At 69.4% G+C, this 7111-nt stretch carries 7 protein-coding genes; 3 read left to right on the top strand and 4 right to left on the bottom strand.

Annotation, left to right across the window (positions count from 1 at the left end; translation table 11 throughout):
* Nucleotides 1-49 precede the first annotated feature (49 nt).
* On the bottom strand, nt 50-1426 hold the full coding sequence (locus tag AB0B41_RS42110; RefSeq protein ID WP_358212710.1) for an ISL3 family transposase: 1377 nt from the start codon (nt 1424-1426) through the stop codon (nt 50-52).
* Between the two features lie 268 nt (nt 1427-1694).
* Between AB0B41_RS42110 and AB0B41_RS42105 the strand changes: the two genes are divergently transcribed.
* The gene (locus AB0B41_RS42105) at nt 1695-1952 is read left to right on the top strand and encodes a hypothetical protein (RefSeq protein WP_358212708.1); all 258 of its coding nucleotides are present in this window, start codon (nt 1695-1697) and stop codon (nt 1950-1952) included.
* Nucleotides 1953-2886: 934 nt separating this feature from the next.
* On the opposite strand, the gene istB is transcribed toward AB0B41_RS42105, so the two are convergent.
* The 3 genes from istB to AB0B41_RS42090 form a co-directional block, all read right to left on the bottom strand.
* Entirely contained in the window at nt 2887-3666 is a 780-nt protein-coding gene (gene istB, locus AB0B41_RS42100) for an IS21-like element helper ATPase IstB (protein ID WP_358212707.1), read from the bottom strand.
* Nucleotides 3663-5279, bottom strand: a complete 1617-nt coding sequence (gene istA, locus AB0B41_RS42095) for an IS21 family transposase (protein ID WP_358212705.1) — start codon at nt 5277-5279, stop codon at nt 3663-3665. Before istA ends, istB begins: the two co-directional genes overlap by 4 nt.
* A 163-nt stretch (nt 5280-5442) precedes the next feature.
* Nucleotides 5443-5613 (bottom strand): hypothetical protein, encoded by a 171-nt coding sequence (locus AB0B41_RS42090; RefSeq protein WP_358212703.1) that lies wholly within the window; start codon nt 5611-5613, stop codon nt 5443-5445.
* 174 nt (nt 5614-5787) lie between these two features.
* Here AB0B41_RS42090 and AB0B41_RS42085 point away from each other — a divergent pair, with 174 nt between their 5' ends.
* Together AB0B41_RS42085 and AB0B41_RS42080 are read left to right on the top strand one after the other, a co-directional pair.
* On the top strand, nt 5788-6099 hold the full coding sequence (locus tag AB0B41_RS42085) for a transposase (protein WP_358212702.1): 312 nt from the start codon (nt 5788-5790) through the stop codon (nt 6097-6099).
* Nucleotides 6096-6989 (top strand): IS3 family transposase, encoded by an 894-nt coding sequence (locus AB0B41_RS42080; RefSeq protein ID WP_358212700.1) that lies wholly within the window; start codon nt 6096-6098, stop codon nt 6987-6989. Before AB0B41_RS42085 ends, AB0B41_RS42080 begins: the two co-directional genes overlap by 4 nt.
* Nucleotides 6990-7111 lie beyond the last annotated feature (122 nt).

The following is a 7111-nucleotide window of genomic DNA, read 5'->3' as shown; positions in this document are numbered from 1 at the left end:
TGCTGTCCCCCGTGGACTACGAAGCAGCCCACACCCCGCCTGACCACGATCACTGACCCCACACCGTCAGTGTCCGGCGCAGGGGGCCAAGCTCACAGGCGAGTTGGTGCACGGTCCGAAGGGTGGTGCAGCGGTCGAGCACGACCGCGAGGCCGCTGCGGTCGTCGTCGGTCTGCTTGTGGTCGGGTCGCATGATCCAGCCGGTGATCTGTCGTGGTGACGGCGCAGCGGGTGAGGCGTCGGGTAGGGTCGTGCTGGTGCGCCAGGTCTGCAGGAGACGACGCACGGACCGTTCGGATCCGCGGTAGCCGCGGTCGCGCAGTTCCCGGGTGAGCCGCCCGGCGTTTTCGCAGCCCTCTTGCCAGCGCCAGGTGAGGAAGGGCAGGTGCTGGTCGAGCTGGGTGCCTCGGGTCGGGTTTGGGGTGAGCAGCTCGTCGGGGGTGGCGGCTCTGGCGTAGCGGCGCACGGTCTTGACGTCCAGCTCCAGAGTTCTGCTGATCGACTTCAGACGGACCCCGCGCGCGAGGAGTTCGTGGATCTCGGCGTGGCGGCGGCGGGTGTTGGCCTCCCGGCGTCCCACGGTCGGTGCAGCCTGGCCGATGCCCAGGGCGATCTCTTCGGGGGTCTTGTCGGCGGTTGGCGTGCCCGGCGACCGATCTTCGGCTCGCTCGGTTGGATCCTTCAGGCATGATCGGTGTGCTCGAGCGACACGGTTGACCGCGTCGCTGAGGTTGTGCAGCAGGTGCCAGCGGTCGGCGACCTGGATCGCGCCCGGAGCGCCCTCTCGCGCGCCTTCGGCGTAGCCGCTGGCCCGGTCGCGGCAGATGACCTCGGTGCCCGGATGGGCACGCAGCCACTCCGCGAAGGACTCCGCTGTCCGGTCCGGCAACAGCTCGACCGGGCGGCGGGTGTCCATGTCGATCAGCACGGTTCCGTAGTTGTGGCCGCGCCGGAAGGCGAAGTCGTCCACGCCGAGGACCCGCACCGAGCTCGGCTCGGGGACCGCCAGCGCGTCGATCGCGCGCAGCAACGTCATCCGTGAGGTGGGCACGCCCAACCCGCCCGACAGGCGCGCGCCGGGACGTCCGCCGAGGGCGAGCCCCAAGCTCCGCAGCATCGTCTGTAACGCGTGAGTGCTGCGCTTGTATCGGCCGGTCAGATGCGGGAACGACTCGGCGAAGGTCTTGCGTGGGCAGGCGCTCGCCATGCAGACGAACCTGCGGACTTTCACGTGCAGCAGCACCGGTCTACCGGACACCGCGAGGTCGGACAGTCGCCGCTGGTAGCGGCTGTGCACCCGGCTGGAGACCCCGCCACAGACCGGGCACCGCGCGCCGTCACCCGTCGCCTGAACCTCGATCCGCAGCGTCACCCCGCTCACGAACACTCGGGCGACCTGCAGCCCGACGAGATGCGGGAACAGCACGGCCTGATCAAGATCGCACAGCTGACATGATCACCCGATCGAGGAGTGCCGCGACGCAGGCGCGCCGGCCCGAAGATCACGCAATCTGTGCCAGAGCCACTTTTTCATGGCCACGGACACCTGTCGCCTGCACTGATGGCGTCACCCTCCCGTGCTGTTCGAGCGCTGCTCGCAGTGACGCCGCCCCCTCGTCGCGCCCACGATCGCGAGACGAGTTCGTCGGACTGCAGATGGCTCGAGTCATGATGTCGATAGGAACCGTGAGCTCATGACACCCCCCACCGGCGCACCGCTGCTGTGCGTGTTGTGCATTAACCCCGCCGAGGACGACTTCCCGATCTTCGGCACCGAACTGCCCAGGGTGCGACTGTGCCGACAGTGCCACCACAGGGTGCAGGACGGCGCAGCGTCGGTGGGCTGGTGCGAACCCGGCCAGCACTACGGACGCGCCCGGACCCGCTGCCCCCGACACCGCGTGCACTACGCCCTCGCCACCGGGATCGACATCAACGGCCAGCCCGGGTAGCAGGTACATCGTGGCAAGGCGGCAGCACCTTCACCAGAGCCTCCTCGGACGTCATCCGCCCCTCTGCACGGCCTGGACCCGCTCCAGCGCCTCGGGACCGGGCTCAAGGCCCTCGGCCCGCATGCAGGCGAGCGCTTCGGCAACTGCTTCCCCACGGACGGCTGCCGCCTTCAGCTGCTCGTACTGCTCCACGGGCATTAGGACCGCCTTCACTTGGCGTAATGGGCTCCGACGGACACCGGGCGGTCAAGTCCGCAAGGAAGCTCGGGTCGTGAACGGGCACCCCCTGATCGCCACCGGTCCTCGGCCTCGACGTCGCCTCCGCCGAAGACGGCGCCGATCGGTTAGCGCTTCTGCGCGGGCTGGTCGCGCACGGGCTGCCCGGGCGCCCAGGTCCGCACCATCTTCGACCAGCCCGCGCCGACGCAGTGAGCTGCTTGTCAGCCACCCGAACGGCTCGGGAACCAGCCCGCCCGGGGGCGGCTCGGGGCGGTGTCGCCGCGGGAGAGGCGAACTCGACCGGGATGAGCCGGACGAACGGGTCAACCAGAGCCTGGGCAGTCCCGGTCCATGCGTACACGTCCGGACGTTCACAGGGCTTGAGGCGTGGTACCAGGACGACAACAGCTATTCGCATGCGAAAGCGGACGCGATCAGCTTGCGAGCGGGATGCGAGGGCCTCGTCGGGTGGGCTTGTTGTGCTCAGTACGGCCTGGCGGTGGTTCGGCTCGTGTCCTCTCGACCTCAGTGCACGCCTCCGTCATGCCGGGTTGCCGCGGCGCCGTCCTCGCGGCGAGGAGGCCAGGGCACTCCCGCTGCTGCTGCCCGAGCGTGCAGCTCCATCGTCTGGACAAATAGTCGCTCGGTCAGCCGTAGCAGTGAGTCTCGTCAAGTGGTCTGGCCCCGGTTGTCGTCGTGAATTTGGGCCCCGGGGTCAGCTGGCGCGCTTGCGGCGGTTGCCGGCTTTGGAGGTGCGGAGTCGGTAGGAGTCGGTGCCGGTCTCGATGATGTGGGCGTTGAAGGTGATGCGGTCGACGATGGCGGCGACGAGGCGGGGGTCGGGGAAGACGGTGCCCCATTCGCTGAAGGGCAGGTTGCTGGCCAGGGCGATGCTGGCGCGTTCTTCGCGTTCGGTGATGATCTGGAAGAGCAGTTCGGCGCCGCGGGGGTCGATCTGGACGTAGCCGAGTTCGTCGAGGCAGAGCAGGTCGAGGCGGCCGTAGCGGGCGACGACGCGGGACAGGATGCGTTCGTCGGCGGCCTCGACGAGTTCGTTGACCAGCTGCGCGGTGGAGATGTAGCGGACCCGGCGGCCTTGTTCGCAGGCGGCGAGGCCGAGCCCGATGAGCAGGTGGGATTTGCCGGTGCCGGAGTCGCCGAGCAGCACGATCGGCTCCCCGGCGTCGAGGTAGGCGCCTGAGGCGAGGGTGGCCAGTTGGGCGGGTTGGATGCTGGGGGCGGCGTCGAGGTTGAACTCGGAGAGCCGTTTGAGGCGGGGGAAGCGGGCGTCGTTGATGCGGCGGGTGCGGCGGCGTTCGCCGCGGTCGTCGACCTCGGCGGCGAGGACCTCGGCGAGGAAGACCAGGTAGGACTGGCGTTCGCGGGCCGCGATCTCGGCCAGCCGGGAGGCCTCGGTGCGGATGGTGGGCAGCCGCAGCTCGCGTGCGGCCGCACCGATCGAGGCCTGCGCGGCCTCGTCGCTGCGTGCGCTCATGGCTCACTTCCGGTCAGCAGCTGATGTGGTGGCGTGTGGCCGCCGTGGTGGTGGTCGCTGTGGTGGTGGTCGGTGGAGAGGAGTTGGTCGTAGGCGCTCAGGGTCGGAGCCGGTCGGTCGTAGCGCGCGATCCCGACGGGACTGTTGAGCGGGATGACTGCTGCGGCGCCGGTGCCCGGGGTTCCGGCGCGGCGTCGGGCGTCGATGAGCACGACCTGCGGATCGATCAGGCCGGTGTCCACGGCGGCGCGCATGGCGGTGTCCAGCGCGCCGGCGGGCAGGGTGCGGTGGGCGAGCAGCAGCTCGATCAACGCCCGGGTGCCGGCGGCGTCGCCGTGGGCGCGTCGCGCGGTGTCCCAATACTGCTGGTGGGTGGCGGTGAACGCCCCGGACGCTTTGGCCTGGGCCAGCGCGGTAGCGCCGGGCAGCGCGCCGGGCTTGGTCTTGAGCACCTCAAGGTAGTGATCCAGCGACAGCACCTCGACATGGCGGCCGGCGGCGCGTTCGTGGCGGGCGACGACGGTGGCGCCGTCGCAGATCTCCACGATCGTCGCCGAGAGTCGCACCGTCAGTCGTCGTCCGGCGAAGCGGGCCGGGACCGAGTAGTAGCACTGGCGCACCGACACCCGGGCCCGTAGATCCACCCGGGCGCGCAGTAGCAGCGCCGGGTCGAACGCCTCGGCGGGCAGTGGTTGCAGTGCGGACAGCTCGGCGACGAACGCCTCAGCCACCGTGCGGCGCCTGCCGGTGATCACGCGGGCGTCGTCGAGCAGGTCCCCGGCGGCGATGTGTCGATTCAGCTCGGCCAGTGAAGCCGGTCTCGGTAGCGGCACCAAGTGCCGGCGGCGGCACCGGCCGATCTCGCCTTCCACCCCGCCCTTCTCGTGCGCGCCGTCCTTGCCGGGGCGGCAGAAGAACGAGTCGAACCCGTAGTGGCTGCGCAGCGCGACGAACCGGTCGGACTCGACCCGGTTGCGCCCCTTGAGCACCTTGATCACCGCCGGTTTGAGGTTGTCGTAACGGATCCGGGCCGGAACCCCGGCGAAATGGGTGAACGCCTGCACGTGGCCCTGCAGGAAGGCCTCCTGCCCCTGGGTGGTGAACGCGACGTGGAACGCCCGTCCCGAGCAGGACAGCCGCATCACGAACAGCCAGCACTTGACCATCTGCCCGTCGAGGCGGGCCCAGAACTCACCGAAGTCGACCTCGGCCTCCGCCCCGGGCTGATGGGCCTGGGGCACCGACACCTCGACCGTGCGCACTCCGAGCTCGGCGCGGCGGGCGGCCACGTAGCGCGACACCGTCACCTCCGAACACGACGCGCCGTGCTCGGCGACCAGCCGCTGCCAGATCCGCCTGGCAGTGTGCCGCTGCTTGCGCGGAGCCGCTGCGTCGGCGAGCAGCCAGCCGTCAACGATCTCCACCCACGGATCCATCGCTGGACGTGAGCGGCGTGGGTACTGCTTGCGCGGCGGCGGGAGCGGCGAGGCCAGCGCCTGACGCACGGTGCGGCGATGCGCCCGATGCCGCTCCGCGAGCTCACGGATCGACAGGCCTTCCAGCCGTCGGTCCCGACGGATCCGTTCGAACAGCTCCACCCGTGACCTCGCCATCGCCCGACCTCCACGTCGACCAACACGACGCGGACGAGCACAGCCAGGGTGGGGCCAGAATTCGTGACGACACGCCGACCCCACACACCAACAACTCAGCCCGGGCAGCGGTGGGGCCGAAATTCATGACGACGACCCACCCAGCCGGGGCCAGTCCAGGTGATCACACCCATAGCAGGCCTGCCGCACCGTGCGCTCGCTCGAATTCTTCAAGGATCGGGCGCGCTGCCAACTTCTTCGCGTCACGGTCGCCGTCTGTGGTGATCTGCGCACGAACGACCTCGTACATCGCTGCACGGATCTGCTGATCGGTGGGGAGCTCTACGTCCGCCATGAGTGCTGATCATGCCGCAGACGCACGCTGGCATAACGGACGGCTTGAGCTTGGCCCCCTGCGCCGGACACTGACGGTGTGGGGTCAGTGATCGTGGTCAGGCGTGAGGTTCCCCCGCTTTGCCGGAGTGTCTGAAGACTGGTTCGATCTTGAGAGCCAGGAAGGAAGGCACTGGTGGCAGCACCGAAGAAGTACCCCGATGAGCTGCGCGAACGAGCGGTTCGGCTGTATCGGGAGTCCGACCCTCGCCCGACGTTCCGCATGCTCGCCGAGCAGCTGGGCGTGCATCACGAGGCCCTGCGCAACTGGGTGCGCCAGGCCGAGGCCGACAAGGGCGAGCGCCATGATCGGCCGACGACCGACATGCTCGCCGAGAACCGCCGGTTGGCGAAGGAGAACGCGGAGCTGCGGCGGGTCAACGAGGTCCTACGCGCGGCGAGCGCCTATTTCGCCAGCGAGATCGGCCCGACCCGGAGGTGGTCATGAGCTTCGTCGACGCTCACGACTTCCCCGCCGGTCTCGTACTACGGGTCCTCGGTATCGCGACCTCGACCTACTACGACTGGCGTGCCCGCCGGGCGAACCCCTCACAGCGTGAGCTCGACGACGTCGCGCTACTCGAGCAGATCGTGAAGATCCGGTCGGTGAGCGAGTTCGCCTCTGCCTACGGCTCCCCGCGGGTGTGGCTGGAGCTGCGTCGCCAGGGCGTGCACGTGGGCCGCAAACGCGTCGAGCGGATCATGCGCGAGCACGGCCTGCAGGGCGCGCATCTGCGCCGCGGCTGGAAGACCGGTTCCACTCGGCAGAACCCGTCACACCGCCCGGCTCCGGACCTGCTCGAACGCGACTTCACCGCCTCGGCCCCGAACCGCGTGTGGGTGGCCGATCTAACCCGGATCGTCACCGGCGAGGGCGTCCTGTGGCTGGCGAGTGTGCGCGACGCGTTCTCCAACCGGGTCGTCGGCTGGGCCACCGACCCGAGAGCGACCACGGCGCTGGTGTTGACCGCACTGAACCACGCCCTACGCTCGCGGGACCTGCGCCCCGGTCAGTTGATCTTCCACAGCGACAAGGGCGCCCAGTACACGGCGCTGCGGTTTACCCAACGCCTGGTCGACGCGGGTGTCGCTCCGTCGACCGGGTCCACAGGGGACAGCTTCGATAACGCCCTCGCCGAGAACCTGTGGTCCACGATCAAGATCGAGCTGCTCTACTGGCCGGGCACCACGTTCGCCACCCGCCGCGAGGCCGAGCACGCCCTGATCCGCTACCTGGACGGCTGGTACAACCCGCGCCGGATCCAGGCCCGCCTCGGTGGGCTCTCACCCGACGAGTACGAAGATGCCTATCGCCGCGCCCAGCGCGCAGACAGATAACCCGCACTCCGGGAAACCGGGGGAAGCTCAGGCGGGGTGTGGGCTGCTTCGTAGTCCACGGGGGACAGCATTCCGATGCTGGAATGGCGCCGCAGCGGGTTGTACCAGCACTAATGGCAACC

Origin of the sequence: Pseudonocardia sp. NPDC049154, from assembly GCF_040648315.1 — a bacterium.
In the GTDB taxonomy this organism is placed as follows: Bacteria; Actinomycetota; Actinomycetes; order Mycobacteriales; family Pseudonocardiaceae; genus Pseudonocardia.
The sequence above is the reverse complement of the archived record's forward strand: the minus strand, read 5'-3'. Positions and strand labels throughout refer to the sequence as shown.